Source organism: Tenacibaculum crassostreae, from assembly GCF_964512405.1.
GTDB lineage: Bacteria > Bacteroidota > Bacteroidia > Flavobacteriales > Flavobacteriaceae > Polaribacter > Polaribacter crassostreae.
In genome coordinates, this window is record NZ_CAZELE010000006.1 from 182,976 (window position 1) to 200,836 (window position 17,861).

Below are 17,861 nucleotides of genomic sequence, written 5' to 3' on the forward strand. Positions count from 1 at the left end.
TAATTAGATTCGAGTTTTTTTATATCATTAAAATTAAATCACGTTTAGTAATCTAACCTTTTTAAATAATCTAGTTTTTCTTGCCAAAGGTCTAATTGATCTTTAAATTCATTTATTCCTTTACGAACATTCTTTACTAAAGGATTATCTTCAGTCGCATTAGAAATAAAGCTCAAATTATTCTCTAATTGTTGCATTTCACGAACTGTTTCATCAATCTTTTTTCTGATAAAGAATTGTTCGCTATCTAACTTTCTATAATCTTCTTGAGATAAATAAGTGTCAACAACGTTTTTAAACTTCATCATTTCTACATCAACCCTATTCAGATTTAATTCTTCTAGGTGAGCATCCATCGCTTTATTGAATTTCTCATCCAAATGACGAGCGTTTCTTGGTAAAGCTCCTAAACCTCTCCAATCTGTTAATGTATTTTGAACATCCTCAATAGTTTTTATTTCTGCAGATTTAACTTGCTCAATAAACTCTTTTTTAGCTTCTACAACAGCTATTTGCTCTTTATTCTGTTCGTTTTTTACTGCATGTAATCTATCAAAATAATGATTACAAGCATTCTTAAAGCGTTTCCAAATATCATCAGAAAATTTACGAGGAACATGACCTATCTTTTTCCAATCTGATTGGATGCGTTTCATTGTGTTAGTAGTTTCATTCCAGTCTTCACTATCTTTTAAACTTTCTGCAAGTTCTACTAACTCAATCTTTCTTTTTAAATTATCGTTTTGTGAGCTTTTTTCATTTTTATAAAAAGCATTTTTTGCAGTATTAAACTTTTTTGTCGCAGCTTTAAACTCTTGCCAAACTGCTTCACTCTTACTATAAGGCAATTTTCCTATATCGAAGTATTTTTTACGTAGTTTTTCTATCGCTACAATACTCTTTTGCCAGTCGTTATGTGTGTTATTTTTAGACGTATCAAAAGCACTAATCTCAGCAGCTACAGCTAACTTAGCATCAATCATTTCTTGATACTTAGATTTTAATTCTCTAAAGTGTTGATGACGTTTATCGTGTATTTTCTTAGTTGCTTCACTAAACTTACCCCAAACATCCTCTCTATGCTCTTTAGAAACCGGACCTACTTCTTCCTTCCATAAACGATGTAATTCTTGCAATTCTTTAAAAGCAATATTTACATCTTCAATATCATTTAAAGCTTCTGCTCTTTCTATTAAGCGAAGTTTTTCTTCAAGGTTATGCTTAAAATCAAGCTCTCTAAAATCTTTATTTAAGTGAAGTAAATCGTAAAAACGCTCTACATGATGATGGTAAGTTCTCCATGTATCGTTATACTTAGTTTTTGGTACTGGACCTATATTTTTCCAACGATTTTGAATTTCTTGAAAATCGTTATACATTGTTTTAGGATCAGCATTCTTAATTAAAGTTTTTAACTCTTCAATTAAATTATTTCTTCTTTCTAAGTTTTCTTTTAATTGTTTTTCTAACTGAGAATAGTAAGCATCTCTTTTAGATTTATATTCACTAAGTAATTTATTATACTCAGTTTTTACAGGACTAGAAAATTGAAAATCGATAGAATTACCACCTTCAGCTAAAAAAGCCGCTTTTTTTTCTGCCAATAAAGCTCCGAACTTTGAGTTAAACGCTGTTTTTATAGCATCAACATTTGATTTTAGTTGCTGAATTGGATAATTTTTTAAAAGTGATTTTAACTCGCTAACTAATTTATCCAACTCCATAGAGTCGTAATCAAGCATAGGAATTTCGTGCTTTTCATCTGCTTTTTCAGATTCATTCGCAACTTCGTTTTCTACTTCGTTAACTGCGCTCTCAGTTTCTTTACTTGATTTTAATTGTTCTTCGGTTTTAGGCTTTTCTACTTTCTCTTCGTTATTTTCTAACATATCTACAATGTTTAAGTTCCTTAAATTTAGATTATAAAGATACGGATTCTTAGAGAATACCAAACTTTATTTTGTGTTTTGACGAATTACTTTTCGTTCCATATTTTCCAAGCTTTTTCTGCTTGTAACTCTAACATTTCTAATCCGTTTTTTACACTAGCTCCTTTTTCTTTTCCTCTCTTTAAAAAAGTGGTTTCTGAAGGATTGTATATTAAATCGTACAACAAATGTTTTTCTGAAATAAGTTCGTATGGTATATCAGGACAGTTATTAATATTTGGATGCGTTCCCAACGGAGTGCAATTAATAATAAGCTGATGTGTATTTATCATCTCTTCAGTAAGATCTTGATAAGAAATTTGCTTTTTCCCTTCTGGATTTCTCGACACTTGCTTATACTTAATCTCTAATTCTTCTAATACAAAAGCCACTGCTTTTGATGCTCCTCCTGTTCCTAAAATTAAAGCTCTTTTGTGATATTTTTTCAATAAAGGTTTTAATGATTTTTTAAATCCGTACACATCAGTATTGAATCCCTTTAACCTTCCTTTTTTAGAAATTCTTATGGTATTTACTGCGCCTACTTTTCTTGCTTTTTTATCGATTCTATCTAAAAAATTAAAAACTTCTAACTTATAAGGAATGGTAACATTCATTCCTTTCAATCTTTTCTTGTTGTCTTTTATTTTTTGAGGTAATTCATGTATTGAATCAATATCAAAATTGATGTATTTATGATCTTTTAAATCTAGTTTCTCAAACTTTTCAGTAAAGTATCCTCGAGAAAATGAGTAAGAAATATTCTTTCCTACTAAAGCATACAAATGCTTACTTTCTTTTTCTGTCATAAAAACCAATAATTAAGATTAATGAGATTCCAATAATAATAAATCCTATTGAAATCCACGTTTCTTGATTGTTAAAATCTGGAATATATCGTTGATAATTTTCGATAATTTTATTTCCGTTTTGATCTAACAAAAAGGTTTCGTTTTTTGTTTTATAAACTGTTTCTTTCCAAGGCCAAACAACACCTAAAGATCCTGCAATAAAACCGATAATAACAGCCGTAACTATTTGATGCCATTTTTTTAAAACATACCCTAATACATGCGAAATAGAAACCAACCCGAATGCTGAACCTGCTGTAAAAACTCCTATTATTTTTAAATATCGAACTTTAACCTCATCTTGTAAAACTTCCAAATTACCTGACACTAAATTTGTAATTACATTTCCTAAAACGTTAACGCTATCAACTAATAGCAACACGTAATTTCCTAACAAAATCAAAATAAATGACCCTGAAAGCCCTGGTAACGTCATCCCAGATACCCCTATAATTCCGCATAGAAAAACAAACCAAAGATTGTCGTTTTCGGTAGCTGGTGTCATAAAACTAATAGAAACTCCTATTGACGCTCCAACAATTAAAGCTATGATTGTTTTATAATTCCAGTCGCCAAAATCTTTTGAGATATAATAAATCGAGCCGATTATCATTCCGAAGAACCACGACCAAACATACAATTCGTAATTTTTCAGAAAAAAATCTAACACTAAAGAAACACTGAAATAGCTAAACATACTACCCGCCATTACCCAAACCAAAAATTGTAAGTTCGTGTAGTTAGCAAAACTTTTAAAGCGACCGTTAAATAAGAGTTTAAACGCCTTTAAATTAATTCTTTGAAAAGTATAGATGAGTTCTTCGTAAAACCCCATAACAAAAGCCACCATTCCCCCAGAAACCCCAGGTACTTTGTTGGCTCCTCCCATTACAAGTCCTTTCAAAAAAAGATTTATTTTTTGTAGTAGCGTACGCTCTTTATACATTTTGTTTGATTAGAACGCTAAGTTACTTATTTTCTATTGCTTTTTTACTGCTATTTTTTCAAGTAATAAAATCAACCCGAAACCTACAATAGCTAACATTGAAGCATACAATAATTGAGAATCTCCTTCAAATGAAAAGGGTGAAATTGATAGCTCATTAAAAGGAACTTGCTCTCCATGAGAGTTTGTGCGATATGTTAACACTTTTTTCCAGGGCCAAATTTTATTTAACGAACCAATAATAAATCCTGTTAACAATACTAAAGTGTAGTTTTTATAATTTTCAAACAAGTATTTTAAAACTCTTGAAAACGACAACAAACCAATTACCGCACCAACAGCAACCACAGCTATTGTTGTAAAATCACGGTTATTAACCGCTGCTAAAACAGGTTTATAAGCTCCTAAAAGCACTAAAATAAAAGACCCTGAAATACCTGGTAAAATCATAGCGCATATAGCAATAGCTCCTGCTAAAAACATAAACAACATCGATGAATTTTCAGAAACTAACGGGTTTAATGTAGTTATATAATAAGCTACCGCAGCTCCTAAAAAGAGCAAGAACACAGAAATTACATTCCATTTTGTTACTTGCTTTGCTATATAAATAACACTTGCTAAAACTAATCCGAAGAAAAAAGACCATACCAAAATAGGGTGATTTGCTAACAACCAAGAAATCACTTTCGCTAAAGAGACGATACTTACAAAAACACCAGTCAATAACGCTGCTAAAAAGTTACCGTTTGCTTGTTTCCATGCTTGCTTTAACCCTTCATCTCGTAAGGTTTTTAACAACTTTAAATTTATATTGCTAATTGAACCTAAGAGTTCTTCATAGATACCTGAAATAAATGCAATGGTACCTCCTGAAACGCCAGGAACAACATCGGCAGCTCCCATAGCAATTCCTTTTAACATGATTACCAAGTAATCTTTACTTGTTCTACTCATAAAAAGTTTGGTTATTTTTCTTCTTTTGATTTAAAGTTTATTAAGCTTTTCTTCTTTTTTGGAAGCGTATCTTTTTTTACTTCTTTTTTATCTTTAGCTAATCCTAATTTTTTACCAAGGTCGCGCAAGTTATTAAAATTAACTTGATATGAAATACCAACACCTTGAGTATATCCTTCTTCTTCTGTAGAATATTGCACTTCGTTTTGACGATTAAACACCGTTCCTCTTAAGCTACCTTCTTCATTTAACAACACTTCAACTTTTACCTCACCTACAACACTGGTTTGTGTATTTGCCCCAACTGGCACTCCTACCTTACCGTTTACTAAAACTCGATCACTTAATTGAGTAGAAACAGAAACATCTACCTGATCATCTGAATTTAGATTATTTACATTACTTCTATCACCTTGTGTATATCCAACTCCTAATTGGAATTTATTCCCATCGCTATTTAACATGTTTGTTAAAATACTTGATGCTATTTCTGATGCTGTACCCGTAATTCCAGAACTTGCACTTGTACCGATGGCTTCAGGGTTATAAAATGTACCAAATGCTAATAGGAATGAGAAATGCTGCATTTTGGTATTCAAATCATTTTCGTTCAAAATAAATTCTAACTCAGATGCCACCGTAGAGTTGGCGTTCGGAATTTTAATATCGAATTCTTGTGTTGAACTAAACAATCCACCAGTAATTTTGGTATATAAATCAATTGGGATTTTACGGTTGGAATTGATGTTATCTAACAACTGTGCTGGATTTGCTTTCGTTCTGTAAACAGCAGTAATATCTAATTCAGCATCATACGGATCTCCGTTCCAAGAAATAGTTCCTCCTTTTTGAACAATAAATGGTTTTGTTATACCTGCGTATTTAAAGTTATAAAAACCGTTATCTACTGTAAAATCTCCAAACATTTTAAACTTTCCACGAGTATCAATATCAATAAATAAATTACCTTCTCCACTTCCTTTTAACTCACTTCCAGAGACTTTATCAATCACAACTTGCGCAACAGCATCTTTCGTCACTGCCAAATTCAGTTTTAAATCTAAACCTTTAATATCTTTAATAATTCTGCCTCCAGCTTGCTCTTCTTCTTTTCCTGTTTTAAAACGGATAAGCTTGTAATTATCAATTGTTTTAACATCACTTAACGGAATTACAAATACAGTTCCTTTATTTGTTTTACCATTTACGTCAATATCTAAATTACTAGTAAGTCCCCTAATTTTAGCTTCTCCATTTAAAAATCCTGTTCCATAATAGGCAGATTCTTCTGTTTCTTGAGTGTCTAGTACTAATAAATTTTGCGTATTAATATCAAAATTCAAATACCAGTCTTTAAAGTTTTGATGTGCGATACTACCCGAAAAATCTCCTTCAGTAAAGTATTTAGTATCTTTTAAAATAAGATCTTTAAAAATAAATTCTTGTTTATCTAAAACAACTTTGGTATCACCTTCTAAATCAAAATCGACATTTAAGTAAGGAAACGCTAATCCTGCATTTTCAAATTTTAAACTTCCATCAAAATCGGGATTTCTTAAAAATCCTTTGGCTGTAAAATCTCCAGAAACTTGCCCTCTTAACCTTGACAAAACATCTTCTCCTAAAGGGCTAAACGCCGATATATCATATTCTTTTAGGGATACGTCTAAATTTATTGTTGGTCTTTTTGCTGACAAATCAACCATTCCTTTTGCCGAAATGTTTTTTGCTTTTTCACTCTCTAATGAAAGATTTACATTGTACTTTTCATAAGAATTATCTCCCTCAACATCTAAGATTAAGTTTCCTTGAGAATAATCATTGATATGAAGATTTTCAACATATAAATTTCCTTTCGGAATTATCGTTCCTTGTTCTTGTTTATAATCTAACTTTCCGTTTAGCTTTCCATCTAGTTTTAAACTATCTATAGGTGGTAAAAAACTTGCAAGTTTTACCTTATCAAAATTAGCCTGTAAATCTTTATAAGTACTGTCTTTAACAATACCTTTAAAGTTAATTTGTTGCTCTCCTGATTTAAAAACAAACGGACTAATGGTAAAATCGTTCTTGTTTAAATTAAAAGTTACCTTGTTGTTTTTATCTTCTTTAGGGTTTATCATCCAGTCAAAACCGCGATAATGCAACGTCGATTTTTGCACACCTACCACCGATTTTTGAAACTCGTTAATCGTATAAAAGAAATCTAAGTTAAAATTCTCTGCATAATTTTTTCCTCCTTTAAAAACAGATTTAAAGAACAACGTATCATTTTGTGTTCTGTTTAAGAGGTTTAACTTTTCAATGTTATAATATTCAGTATTTATTTTATTAGCTGTTAAATGGGTGTTATATAACGGGTTCTTATTATCCATCCTTAAAACCACGCCTTCAATAATATTTTTATACGCGTTTATTTCTGGCGATTCAAACGTTAACTTTAATGAGTTTTTATCAGAATTTATTCGCCCTTTTAATCTTGTATTACTTCCTATTGAAATATTTGGTAAAAAAACACCGATAATTTGATTGTAAATCGTAAAATCGAAATCTAAAAATTGATTTGGAGCTACTTTATGCGGACGATAATTTGTGTACACGCTACCAAGTGCATTTTGTGTAATTGGCAACAACTCTTCAAAAGTAAACTTACCTTTTAAGTGTCCTTTAACAATATCTTCTGAGTTAACTTCAATTGTTTTTATACTGTCTTTAACCGATGAATTAACTTCAAAATTCTTGAAAGAATAACTATCTATTTGATTAGTATAAACTAAGTTTTTAAACGTTGCTTTACCTACAATATCATCAAGAGTGTTTCCTGAAATATTTAAATTGATATTTCCTTTAAGTTCAGCAATACTATCACGTGTAAAAAGATTTGTCTTTTTTAAATCTATTCTATCAACATTTGCTATAAAATCAAACTTATTTATTTCTGATGAAAAATCTGCTAACCCTTCAAATTTCAATCTAAAGTTATCATCCTCAGCATTTAATAATCCATCAAATTTTTTGTTTTGAAACTGCCCATTAACTTGTAAGTTCTTGTACTCATATCCTTTAAAATATAAGCTACTTACCTTACCTATTATGGTTGTATTGACATTATCTACATTGAATCCACTACCATTTACATCAGCTTTTAAAGAGACTGTTCCTAAAACTGGATCGTTAGCAAAAACTCCTAAATCAAAATTTTTAAATTCAACTTCACCTGTATACTCTGCTTCATCAATATTATCAATATTCGTTAATTGTAAGTCAGAAATAGTAGTTCCAATTTCAGATTTTACCGATAAGGTAGCATCCATCTGATCTGGAGTAACTTTTACCAATCCAGTCATTGTAAAAGTTCCTAATCTTTGAAATTCAGTTGGTAACGTTTTACCTAATAAATTTGGCAGTACATTTCTTAATTGAAAGTAATTTGCAGTTAGATTATCTAAATCGGCATCAAACACAAAACCTCTATCGGTATTTAGTGCGTTTAAAAAGCCCATATCGCCGATTATTCGCATTCCTCCTTTTGAATGAATTCGAACATTATTAGCACTAAAATTGTTAAGAACACCGTTTATATTTCCGCTCAAATACAAAAGATCATGCCCTCCTATTTCATTATAAAGCTTGTTTAAATCTTTAACAGAAACTACGCTTTCTTTAAACGCTGCTTTAATTTTTACTTTATCATTAAAATTTGCAAAATCTTTTCGATTATAAGTAAACTTAACATCTCCTTGAATTTTAGAACTATTGTCGGTTTGAAGCAGCATTTCTTTAAAATCCATAGCAGATTTTGTGTAGGTGAAATCGGTGGATAAATTTGACACCTTTACATTTCTATTTTCAATAAAATGCATATTTCTAATTTTCATAGAAACATCTGGTCCAACAATTGAAAAACCTTGTAACTCCCCGCCACCTTCAACAGCTGAAAACTGAAGTAATTCTTCTTTGTTTTCATCCATCAACTTAAACGTTAAATCGTCTAATACAATTTTATCACTTTTTAAAATAAACGGATTTGACAAACTATCTCTAGGCTTACCATCTTCAAAACTATCAACAAAAACCGCCATGTTATCGTCTTTTTCACCTTTATAAGTTTTCATATGAAAATGAATTCCGCTTAAAGAAGCTTCACCTAAATCAACTTTATTGTCAAGTACTCGTTTTACATTTGATATTGAAGTAGTAAGATTTTTAACAAAAATTAGTGTGTCTTTATGATGATCTCTAATTTCAATTTCTTTTAACTGAACTTGACCAAACCACGATAAATCAATTTTCTTAACAACAATATTGGTATTAAATTCTTTATTAACCCAATTCGTAGCTTGCTTCGCTATTCTACTTTGCACAAAAGGAAGCGACAGCAAAATAAAAAGCAACAATAAAAAAAGCACCGCGTACTTTACTATTCTTACCGCTATTTTACCTGCCTTTTTTATGATTTCTTCTTTTTATGCTTTAACTAACAAAAGTAATGAGCAAACTGCAAAAATGTTGCCTTATTTTAAAGAAATATCAATTTTAACGAAAATCTAACGCATTATGAATATTTTTGCAATCTAAAGATCGAAATGATTTGAGTAAAAATAACATTTACATATTAGGTATTGAAAGTTCTTGTGATGACACAAGTGCTTCGGTAATTTGCAACGGAAAAGTATTAAGCAATGTTGTTGCCAACCAAGAAGTACATGCGAAATACGGAGGGGTAGTTCCTGAGTTAGCCTCAAGAGCGCATCAACAAAACATTGTTCCTGTTGTGCAACAAGCTATAGAGCAAGCAGGTATTACTAAAAACGATTTAAATGCAATTGCATTTACTCGCGGTCCAGGGTTAATGGGCTCACTACTTGTAGGAACTTCTTTTGCGAAATCTTTAGCTTTAGGATTAAACATTCCTTTGATTGATGTAAACCATATGCAAGCGCATATTTTAGCGCATTTTATAGATGAAGAAGGTAGTAAAATCCCTCCTTTCCCTTTTGTTTGTTTAACCATTAGTGGCGGACATACGCAAATTGTAAAAATCACCAATCATTTTGAAATGGAAATTTTAGGTGAAACTATTGATGATGCTGTAGGTGAAGCTTTTGATAAATCTGCCAAAATATTAGGACTACCTTACCCAGGGGGTCCTTTAATTGATAAATACGCTCAACTTGGAAATCCTAAAGCTTTTAAATTTACCAAACCAAAAGTGGGTAATTTAGAGTTTAGTTTTAGCGGTTTAAAAACAGGAATTTTGTATTTCATTCAAAAAAACACAAAAGAAAATCCGGACTTCATCAAAGAAAACCTAAATGATATTTGTGCATCAATTCAACACACTATTATTGAAATATTGATGGATAAGCTAAAAAACACCGTTAAACAAACTAACATTAAACATATAGCTATTGCTGGTGGTGTTTCTGCTAATTCTGAAATTAGAAAACGCTTAACTTTAGCCGAAAATCATTGGGGTTGGACAACCTACATTCCTAAATTTGAATACACAACCGATAACGCTGCCATGATTGCCATTGCTGGTTATTTAAAATATTTAAACAACGATTATTCTGACATTTCAGTTACTGCACAAGCACGTTTAAAAGTTACAGAATAATCCATTTCTAGCTTAAAATCCATTTTGTTACATTTACCGTATGAAATGGATTTTAACTTTTTTACTAGTTACTTCATCAGTAATTCAGTCTCAAAACTTACCCAAGGGGTTTTCTTACGTAAAAGAACTTGTTCCTACTATAAAAAGTGACTTACGATATTGCTACGAAAACAATTTTATCGGTAGTTCTATCACCGGATACAACGAAAACGTATTAATCGTAACTACAGTTACCGCTGAAGCTTTAAATAAAGTTCAAAACGAATTAGCTACAAAAAACTTAGGATTAAAAATATTCGATGCGTATCGTCCGCAAAGAGCCGTAGATCATTTCGTTAAATGGGCTCGTGTTTTGAACGACACAATTATGAAACAAGAATACTACCCTGATGTAGATAAACGTCAATTATTTAACCAAGGATATATAGCTTCAAAATCTGGACATTCAAGAGGAAGTACAGTAGATTTAACTATTATCAATTTAAAAACTGGAAAAGAATTAGACATGGGTAGCCCTTACGATTTCTTTGGGATTTCATCTCATATTACTTATCAAAACCTTACTGAACAACAGAAAGAAAACAGACAATTATTGCAACAAATAATGCGCAAACACGGTTTTAAACCTTACACAAATGAGTGGTGGCATTTTACTTTAAAAAATGAACCTTTTCCTAAAACTTATTTTGATTTTTCGATAAACTAATTTTTAACGCTTTATTTAGATTGAAAAATAAAATCGGCATTATATTTGCTTAGATTTATTTGCAATGACAAAAAACATACAATTACTTTTTTTTCTTTTAGCTCTTGGCATTACATCTAACAGCTTCGCTCAATTAGATGGTTCTTCTAGCGGTAAAAACAAAGGAAATTCTTCTTTTGGAGCTATTGCTGCTCCTGCTAAAGAAGTAAAAAAACCAGAAGTTATTGGTTTTAGTAATGATGATGGTTTTAAATCTGCACATCAGAAACAACAAGAAGAGCAACAAAAACAACAAGCTCAACGTGATTTAGAAAACAAAGGCATTTTAACAAAAGCTAAATTAGCTGAAGAACAATATTTAAAAGCCTTCAAAAAAATCAACGGGGCTTATCAATACCCTGTAATCGATCAAGATCTAGGAAGTTTCAGTACAAAAGGTGGTAGTGTAAATATTATTTGTAGAGATTACCAATACCCTGACGGAGATAGAGTTACTATCTACATTAACAATATACCTGTTGTTACCAACCTCACACTTCAACAACGATTTCAATCTTTTAATATTCCTTTAGATGAAGGAATCAATACTATTGAAATTGTTGCGCTAAACCAAGGAACTTCAGGTCCCAACACCGCTGCATTTAAAATTTATAACGATACAGGCATGTTAATTTCATCAAACGAATGGAATTTAGCTACGGGCGCAAAAGCAACTATAATTGTTGCTAAAGAGAAATAATTTTCTACTTTTTTTATTTTAAAAATTCTTTCCAGAACTTTTAACCTTAACTTTTTTTAAATTACTAAAAACTACTTACTTTTGTAGCTACGTTTTGTAACAAGCAAACTTTAAAATAAACAACTAATATATAATGAAGAAAATCACCAAAGAAACCTATATCAACTGGTATAGAGATATGCTATTTTGGAGAAAGTTTGAAGATAAGCTAGCAGCTGTTTATATTCAACAAAAAGTAAGAGGTTTTTTACACTTATATAACGGTCAAGAGGCTGTTTTAGCAGGTTCATTACATGCTATGGATTTGACTAAAGATAAAATGATTACTGCATACCGTAACCACGTGCAACCAATTGGTATGGGAGAGGACCCAAAACGTGTTATGGCAGAATTATATGGTAAAGCAACTGGTACTTCACACGGTATGGGTGGCTCTATGCATATTTTCTCTAAAGAATACCGTTTTTATGGTGGTCACGGAATTGTAGGTGGACAAATTCCTTTAGGTGCTGGTATCGCTTTTGGAGACAAATACAAAGGTAGCGATGCGGTTACTTTATGTTATTTTGGTGATGGAGCTGCACGTCAAGGTTCTTTACACGAAACCTTTAATATGGCAATGAACTGGAAGTTACCTGTAATATTTATTGTTGAAAACAACGGATACGCAATGGGAACTTCAGTTGAAAGAACTGCAAATCACACTGACATTTGGAAATTAGGTTTAGGATATGAAATGCCTTGTGGGCCTGTAGATGGAATGAATCCTATTAAAGTTGCCGAAGCTGTGGATGAAGCAATTCAAAGAGCTCGTCGAGGTGACGGACCAACTTTCTTAGAAATGAAAACGTATCGTTATAGAGGTCACTCAATGTCTGATGCGCAACATTACCGTACGAAAGAAGAAGTTGAAGAGTACAAGAAAATAGACCCTATTACTCAAGTTTTAGATATCATCAAAGAGAAGAATTATGCTACCGAAGATGAAATCAAAGCAATTGATAAAGAAGTAAAAGATTTAGTTAAGGAGTGTGAAAAATTCGCTGAAGAATCTCCATATCCAGAATTAAATCAATTATACGATATGGTATACGAACAAGAAGATTACCCATTCATAAAATCTAAGTAAACTATGGCAACAATTATAAATATGCCTCGCTTAAGCGATACGATGGAAGAAGGAGTGGTAGCTTCTTGGTTAAAAAATGTAGGAGACAAAGTTGAAGAAGGCGATATTTTAGCTGAAATCGAAACTGATAAAGCTACGATGGAATTCGAGTCTTTTCACGAAGGAACATTATTACACATTGGTGTTCAAGAAGGTGAAACTGCTCCTGTTGACAGCTTATTAGCTATTATTGGTGAAGAAGGTGAAGATATTTCTGGTTTATTAAATGGAAACACTTCTGCTCCAGTTGAAACAAAAACTGAGGAAGCTCCAAAAACTGAAGAAGCTAAACCTGCAAATACAAGCACTACTATTCCTGAAGGAGTAAAAGTTGTTACTATGCCTCGTTTGAGTGATACAATGACAGAAGGTACTGTTGCTTCTTGGTTAAAAAACGTAGGTGATACAATTGAAGAAGGCGATATTTTAGCTGAGATTGAAACTGATAAAGCTACAATGGAGTTCGAATCTTTTAACGAAGGAACTTTATTACATATAGGAGTTCAAGAAGGAGAAAGTGCTCCTATAGATAGTTTATTAGCTATTATAGGTGAAGCTGGAACTGATGTTTCTTCATTAGTAGAAGCGCACAAATCGGGTACTTTAACAAGCTCTACTTCTAATGAAAAACAAGAAGAAGCTCCTAAAGCAACTGAAGAAAAGAAAACAGAAACAGTAGCTACTCCTGTAGCAACTGTATCAAATAATAACGGAGGAAGAATATTCGCGTCTCCTTTAGCTAAGAAAATAGCAAAAGACAAAGGGATTAATTTAGCAGACGTTAAAGGTTCTGGAGAAAACGGACGTATCATTAAAAAAGATGTAGAAAACTACACTCCAGCTGCTAAAGTTGAATCACCTGTAGCAGCAAGTACATCTACTCCATCAGCTGTAACTAATTTTGCAATTGCTGGTGAGGAAAGCACATCAGAAGTTAAGAATTCTCAAATGCGTAAAGCAATTGCTAAAGCATTAAGCAATTCTAAATTCTCTGCTCCTCACTTCTACTTAAATATTGAAGTAGATATGGACAATGCGATGGCTTCACGCAAAACCATCAACGCTATTCCTGACACTAAAATATCTTTCAACGATATGGTAGTAAAGGCATGTGCAATGGCATTAAAAAAGCATCCACAAGTAAATACTAGTTGGACGGATAATAACACATTATTCCACAGTCATATTAACGTAGGGGTTGCCGTAGCTGTTGATGAAGGTTTAGTAGTTCCTGTAGTAAAACATACTGATACTTTAAGTTTAACACAAATTGGTGCTGCTGTACGTGATTTAGCAGGTAAAGCTAGAACTAAGAAAATTACTCCTGCAGAAATGCAAGGAAGTACTTTTACGGTTTCTAACTTAGGAATGTTTGGTATTGAAAGTTTTACTTCAATCATCAACCAACCTAACTCTGCTATCTTATCGGTAGGTGCAATTGTTCAAAAACCAGTGGTTAAAAACGGAGAAATTGTTGTGGGTAACACTATGAAATTAACCTTAGCTTGTGACCACAGAACTGTTGACGGTGCTGTTGGTGCTCAGTTTTTACAAACATTAAAAACGTATATTGAAAACCCTGTTACTATGTTAGCTTAGTTTTCATTTCAATAAAATAATTTACAAATAAAAAAGCTCACCTTCGGTGAGCTTTTTTATTTCAATAACTTTTTTGCTTGTACTATATGACGTTCATTATGATAAATCACAAACCGAAACGTATCCCCTAACCTGAATTTTAATAACGGAAGTGTTATCGCTGTTTTAATTTTTGTTACGTTTTTTTCTTCAGCTAACTCTAATAATTCAACCAACTTTTTCTGGTTATTTACAAAATTATTAACAACCTCTTTGGTATTCAATTTTGAATAAATTGGATTTTTACTTTTAAAAGTATTCATCGTTTTCATTCCTTCCCTCGGAAGCATATCTAACGCAAATTTATTCCCAAAAAACCCTGATTTAAACTCATCTGACTTTGGTATTTTAGAGTTCTGTAATTGCTTTTCTATTTCCTTATTATAAAAAGCAGCATATAAATTTAAATGTTCTAAACACTCTACTACCGACCAAGATTTCTCGTTCTCTTTTTTCTGTAAATCAATTTCTGAAAGTTTATTTAACGATTCTGTAAACTCGATATGAGAATTTACTAATTGCTGTAACTCTTTTAATAATTCTTCTGCTTTAAAAACCATTCTTAAATATTTTATTCAAAATTGAACATTTTAAAACTCATAATTCTTGAGGTAAATCAAGAGTTTTTTAAAATTCTAGACAATGTTTCTGGTGTCATTCGTAAATAGGAAGCTATATATTTCAATGGAATTTCTTGAAACACTTGCGGACTTCTTTCTAAAACTCTTTCAAACCTTTTTTGTGGTGAATACGTTATCAAATCTATTTCTCGTTCTATTTGTTGGTATACAAAACTTTGCAAAAGTTGTTCCCAAACTTTTTTATTTTCTTTAGAAAATTGCATCAGTTGATTAAAACTTTTTTTAGAAATCATTTTTAACTTACATCTTTTCAATGTTTGAATATAAAACTCGGTTGGTTTATCAGTAAGAAAACAATCTAGTGCAGTTATAATCGAGTTTTTATATCCAAACCGAATCGTATGCTCTTCCTCTTCGTCGTCAATAAACACTCGTAAACTACCTTCTTCTACTAAATATAAATCAGTATTTATTTCTAATTTATTTACTAAATACTCATTTCTTATAAGAACAATTTCTTTTTCCCAGTTAGGTTCTAGAATTTCTAAAAGCTTTTGATAAAAGTTCATTTTTTTTTAAATTTTTGTAAACAAAAAAGCTGAACTAAGTTCAGCTTCTTATTATATTTTCCTCATTTTATCTAGCAACCAAAAATCTGCCAATACCAGAGCTGTTAACGCTTCTACAACAGGAACAGCTCTAGGAACTACACAAGGGTCATGACGTCCTTTTCCATGAATATCGGTCGCTTCTCCTTTTGAATTTATAGTCGCTTGATTTTGCATGATTGTAGCCACAGGTTTAAACGCTACACGAAAGTAAATATCCATTCCGTTTGAAATTCCTCCTTGAATTCCTCCTGACAAATTAGACTGTGTTGTTTCGTCAGGATTAAAAATGTCATTATGTTCAGAACCTTGCATCTTTGCTCCACAAAAACCACTACCAAACTCAAAACCTTTTACGGCATTAATCGACAACATTGCTTTTCCTAATTCTGCATGCAGCTTATTAAAAATAGGCTCTCCTAAACCAACAGGTACATTTTGAGCAACACAAGTAATTGTGCCTCCAATAGTATCACCTGCTTTACGAATTTCGTTAATTTTATCAATCATTATTTCTGCAGATTTTTCATCTGGACAACGAACAATATTACTTTCAGTCTTAGAAAAATCTAATTCTTGATAAGGTTTATTAATAAAAACATCACCAACCGAAGATGTAAATGCATTAATGTTAATATGATTAATTAATTGTTTAGCTAAGGCACCTGCAACTACCCAATTGGCTGTTTCACGAGCTGAAGTTCTTCCGCCTCCTCTATGATCTCTGATTCCGTATTTTTTATCGTAGGTAAAATCAGCATGTGAAGGACGATACACATCTGTATTATGATTATAGTCTTTACTTTTTTGATTCGTATTTTTTATTACAAAACCAATAGAAGCCCCAGTAGTAACACCTTCAAAAATACCCGATAAAAATTCAACAGTATCTGGTTCTTTACGTTGAGTTACTATTTTTGACTGACCTGGTTTACGACGATCTAATTCATATTGAATTGCTTCAAAATCTACTTTCATTCCTGCAGGAAAACCGTCAATAACACCTCCTATTGCTACTCCATGAGATTCCCCATAAGTAGTTAGTTTTAATATATTACCAAACGAATTAAACATATTATGCTATTTTAAGACGAAGGTAGAGTTATTTTAAATAAAAAGCCACTATTTAAAATGGTATTTTATCTAAAAAACTACTGTTTTACATAAAGGCTTTTGGTTACTAAGTAAAAAACTTTTTTTTCACATCTCACTCGAACTTATTGATAGTAAAAGCGTTATAAATAGCAAAAATTTCAATTATAAAAAAACTAAAAAAAAGTAGTTGAAATCTTTTTTTGAATTGAAAAAAGGTCATATATTTGCATCCGCAATCAGGAAATACCTGATAAGGCAGTCAGGAGAAATGGCAGAGTGGTCGAATGCGGCGGTCTTGAAAACCGTTGTCTGTAACAGGACCGGGGGTTCGAATCCCTCTTTCTCCGCAAGTCCGAAGCGATAAGCTTCGGATTTTTTTTTAGGGGATTAAAGAAAAAAAGCTTACGATTTTGTAAGCTTTTTTTGATTTCATATTATGTTTATTAATCTCTATTTATTTAAGAATCCTATTTTCTTCTCTAAGAACAAATACAAACAATAGAACAAATTCCCTAAGATGATTCCTACTAAATACCCTGTAGTAATATCCACAGGAAAATGTACTCCTAAATAAATTCTACTATACCCAAACAATAATGGGAATAAAACCATTAGATAAATCAACCTATAATGCTTTCTCAAAAGCAAAATCATAAAAGTTGTTATCGTTGTAGATAATGCTGCATGACCCGACCAAAAGCTAAAACTTCTTGGTCTATACGAAAGTTGGCGCAAATATTCTTTTACACCTTCAGTATTACACGGTCTTAATCTTTCTGTAGTATTTTTAACTAGATTGGTAAACTGATCGGAAAAAGCAACGACAACAGCTATAAACAACAATGTAAAAACTCCTTTTTTCCATCCAAACTTTTTGAATACTAAAAAGAGTACAAAAGCAAACAATGGTGTCCAAGAAAATTGATTTGTTATTGCAAACCAAAAACCGTCCCATTGTTCACTCCCTAAGTTATTAAGATAAATAAGAAGCTCTTTATCTTTTTGTATAATATTTTCTATCAAA

At 31.7% G+C, this 17,861-nt stretch carries 14 protein-coding genes and 1 tRNA gene; 6 read left to right on the plus strand and 9 right to left on the minus strand.

Translation table 11 applies throughout. From position 1 onward, the window contains the following. Window positions 1-44 precede the first annotated feature (44 nt). The 5 genes from ACKTST_RS08865 to ACKTST_RS08885 form a co-directional block, all read right to left on the minus strand. The gene (locus ACKTST_RS08865) at window positions 45-1,889 is read right to left on the minus strand and encodes a DUF349 domain-containing protein (RefSeq protein ID WP_408047403.1); all 1,845 of its coding nucleotides are present in this window, start codon (window positions 1,887-1,889) and stop codon (window positions 45-47) included. A gap of 86 nt (window positions 1,890-1,975) precedes the next feature. Then, the gene (locus ACKTST_RS08870) at window positions 1,976-2,737 is read right to left on the minus strand and encodes a shikimate dehydrogenase family protein (protein WP_408047404.1); all 762 of its coding nucleotides are present in this window, start codon (window positions 2,735-2,737) and stop codon (window positions 1,976-1,978) included. Further along, window positions 2,718-3,725: a DUF368 domain-containing protein gene (locus tag ACKTST_RS08875; RefSeq protein WP_408047405.1), complete on the minus strand. Its 1,008-nt coding sequence runs from the start codon at window positions 3,723-3,725 to the stop codon at window positions 2,718-2,720. Before ACKTST_RS08875 ends, ACKTST_RS08870 begins: the two co-directional genes overlap by 20 nt. Before the next feature lie 33 nt (window positions 3,726-3,758). Next, complete coding sequence (locus ACKTST_RS08880) at window positions 3,759-4,682, minus strand: DUF368 domain-containing protein (RefSeq protein WP_408047406.1); 924 nt, start codon at window positions 4,680-4,682, stop codon at window positions 3,759-3,761. Window positions 4,683-4,693: 11 nt separating this feature from the next. Then, window positions 4,694-9,046, minus strand: a complete 4,353-nt coding sequence (locus ACKTST_RS08885; RefSeq protein WP_408047407.1) for a translocation/assembly module TamB domain-containing protein — start codon at window positions 9,044-9,046, stop codon at window positions 4,694-4,696. A 227-nt stretch (window positions 9,047-9,273) separates the two neighbouring features. On the opposite strand from ACKTST_RS08885, the gene tsaD reads away from it, so the two are divergent. The 5 genes from tsaD (at window position 9,274) to ACKTST_RS08910 (ending at window position 14,514) form a co-directional block, all read left to right on the plus strand. Beyond that, window positions 9,274-10,302 (plus strand): tRNA (adenosine(37)-N6)-threonylcarbamoyltransferase complex transferase subunit TsaD, encoded by a 1,029-nt coding sequence (gene tsaD / locus ACKTST_RS08890; protein ID WP_408047408.1) that lies wholly within the window; start codon window positions 9,274-9,276, stop codon window positions 10,300-10,302. A 40-nt stretch (window positions 10,303-10,342) separates the two neighbouring features. After that, the gene (locus ACKTST_RS08895) at window positions 10,343-11,008 is read left to right on the plus strand and encodes a M15 family metallopeptidase (protein WP_408047409.1); all 666 of its coding nucleotides are present in this window, start codon (window positions 10,343-10,345) and stop codon (window positions 11,006-11,008) included. A gap of 64 nt (window positions 11,009-11,072) precedes the next feature. Beyond that, window positions 11,073-11,747 (plus strand): hypothetical protein, encoded by a 675-nt coding sequence (locus tag ACKTST_RS08900; protein ID WP_408047410.1) that lies wholly within the window; start codon window positions 11,073-11,075, stop codon window positions 11,745-11,747. 133 nt (window positions 11,748-11,880) lie between these two features. Then, window positions 11,881-12,876 (plus strand): pyruvate dehydrogenase (acetyl-transferring) E1 component subunit alpha, encoded by a 996-nt coding sequence (gene pdhA, locus ACKTST_RS08905; RefSeq protein ID WP_408047411.1) that lies wholly within the window; start codon window positions 11,881-11,883, stop codon window positions 12,874-12,876. Between the two features lie 3 nt (window positions 12,877-12,879). Beyond that, window positions 12,880-14,514: a pyruvate dehydrogenase complex dihydrolipoamide acetyltransferase gene (locus tag ACKTST_RS08910; RefSeq protein WP_408047412.1), complete on the plus strand. Its 1,635-nt coding sequence runs from the start codon at window positions 12,880-12,882 to the stop codon at window positions 14,512-14,514. Between the two features lie 56 nt (window positions 14,515-14,570). Here the strand turns inward: ACKTST_RS08910 and ACKTST_RS08915 are convergent, their stop codons facing one another. Genes ACKTST_RS08915 through aroC form a run of 3 tightly spaced genes read right to left on the minus strand, consistent with a single transcriptional unit; the run spans window position 14,571 to window position 16,816 of the window. After that, complete coding sequence (locus ACKTST_RS08915; RefSeq protein WP_408047413.1) at window positions 14,571-15,113, minus strand: DinB family protein; 543 nt, start codon at window positions 15,111-15,113, stop codon at window positions 14,571-14,573. Between the two features lie 56 nt (window positions 15,114-15,169). Further along, the gene (locus ACKTST_RS08920; RefSeq protein WP_408047414.1) at window positions 15,170-15,703 is read right to left on the minus strand and encodes a Crp/Fnr family transcriptional regulator; all 534 of its coding nucleotides are present in this window, start codon (window positions 15,701-15,703) and stop codon (window positions 15,170-15,172) included. A 51-nt stretch (window positions 15,704-15,754) separates the two neighbouring features. After that, a complete protein-coding gene (gene aroC / locus ACKTST_RS08925; protein WP_408047415.1) occupies window positions 15,755-16,816 on the minus strand; it encodes a chorismate synthase in 1,062 nt (353 codons plus the stop codon). A 283-nt stretch (window positions 16,817-17,099) separates the two neighbouring features. On the opposite strand from aroC, the gene ACKTST_RS08930 reads away from it, so the two are divergent. Next, window positions 17,100-17,184 (plus strand) — tRNA-Ser (locus tag ACKTST_RS08930). A gap of 103 nt (window positions 17,185-17,287) precedes the next feature. Here ACKTST_RS08930 and ACKTST_RS08935 read toward each other — a convergent pair. After that, window positions 17,288-17,860, minus strand: coding sequence for a phosphatase PAP2 family protein (locus tag ACKTST_RS08935; RefSeq protein WP_408047416.1), 573 nt, complete (start codon window positions 17,858-17,860; stop codon window positions 17,288-17,290). Window position 17,861: the final 1 nt, after the last annotated feature.

Bases quoted from the DNA above. Each gene is read 5' to 3' on its own strand.
- ACKTST_RS08865 (WP_408047403.1), bottom strand. From the start codon at position 1,889: ATGTTAGAAAATAACGAAGAGAAAGTAGAAAAGCCTAAAACCGAAGAA.
- ACKTST_RS08870 (WP_408047404.1), bottom strand. From the start codon at position 2,737: ATGACAGAAAAAGAAAGTAAGCATTTGTATGCTTTAGTAGGAAAGAAT.
- ACKTST_RS08875 (WP_408047405.1), bottom strand. From the start codon at position 3,725: ATGTATAAAGAGCGTACGCTACTACAAAAAATAAATCTTTTTTTGAAA.
- ACKTST_RS08880 (WP_408047406.1), bottom strand. From the start codon at position 4,682: ATGAGTAGAACAAGTAAAGATTACTTGGTAATCATGTTAAAAGGAATT.
- ACKTST_RS08895 (WP_408047409.1), top strand. From the start codon at position 10,343: ATGAAATGGATTTTAACTTTTTTACTAGTTACTTCATCAGTAATTCAG.
- ACKTST_RS08900 (WP_408047410.1), top strand. From the start codon at position 11,073: ATGACAAAAAACATACAATTACTTTTTTTTCTTTTAGCTCTTGGCATT.
- pdhA (WP_408047411.1), top strand. From the start codon at position 11,881: ATGAAGAAAATCACCAAAGAAACCTATATCAACTGGTATAGAGATATG.
- ACKTST_RS08910 (WP_408047412.1), top strand. From the start codon at position 12,880: ATGGCAACAATTATAAATATGCCTCGCTTAAGCGATACGATGGAAGAA.
- ACKTST_RS08915 (WP_408047413.1), bottom strand. From the start codon at position 15,113: ATGGTTTTTAAAGCAGAAGAATTATTAAAAGAGTTACAGCAATTAGTA.
- ACKTST_RS08920 (WP_408047414.1), bottom strand. From the start codon at position 15,703: ATGAACTTTTATCAAAAGCTTTTAGAAATTCTAGAACCTAACTGGGAA.
- aroC (WP_408047415.1), bottom strand. From the start codon at position 16,816: ATGTTTAATTCGTTTGGTAATATATTAAAACTAACTACTTATGGGGAA.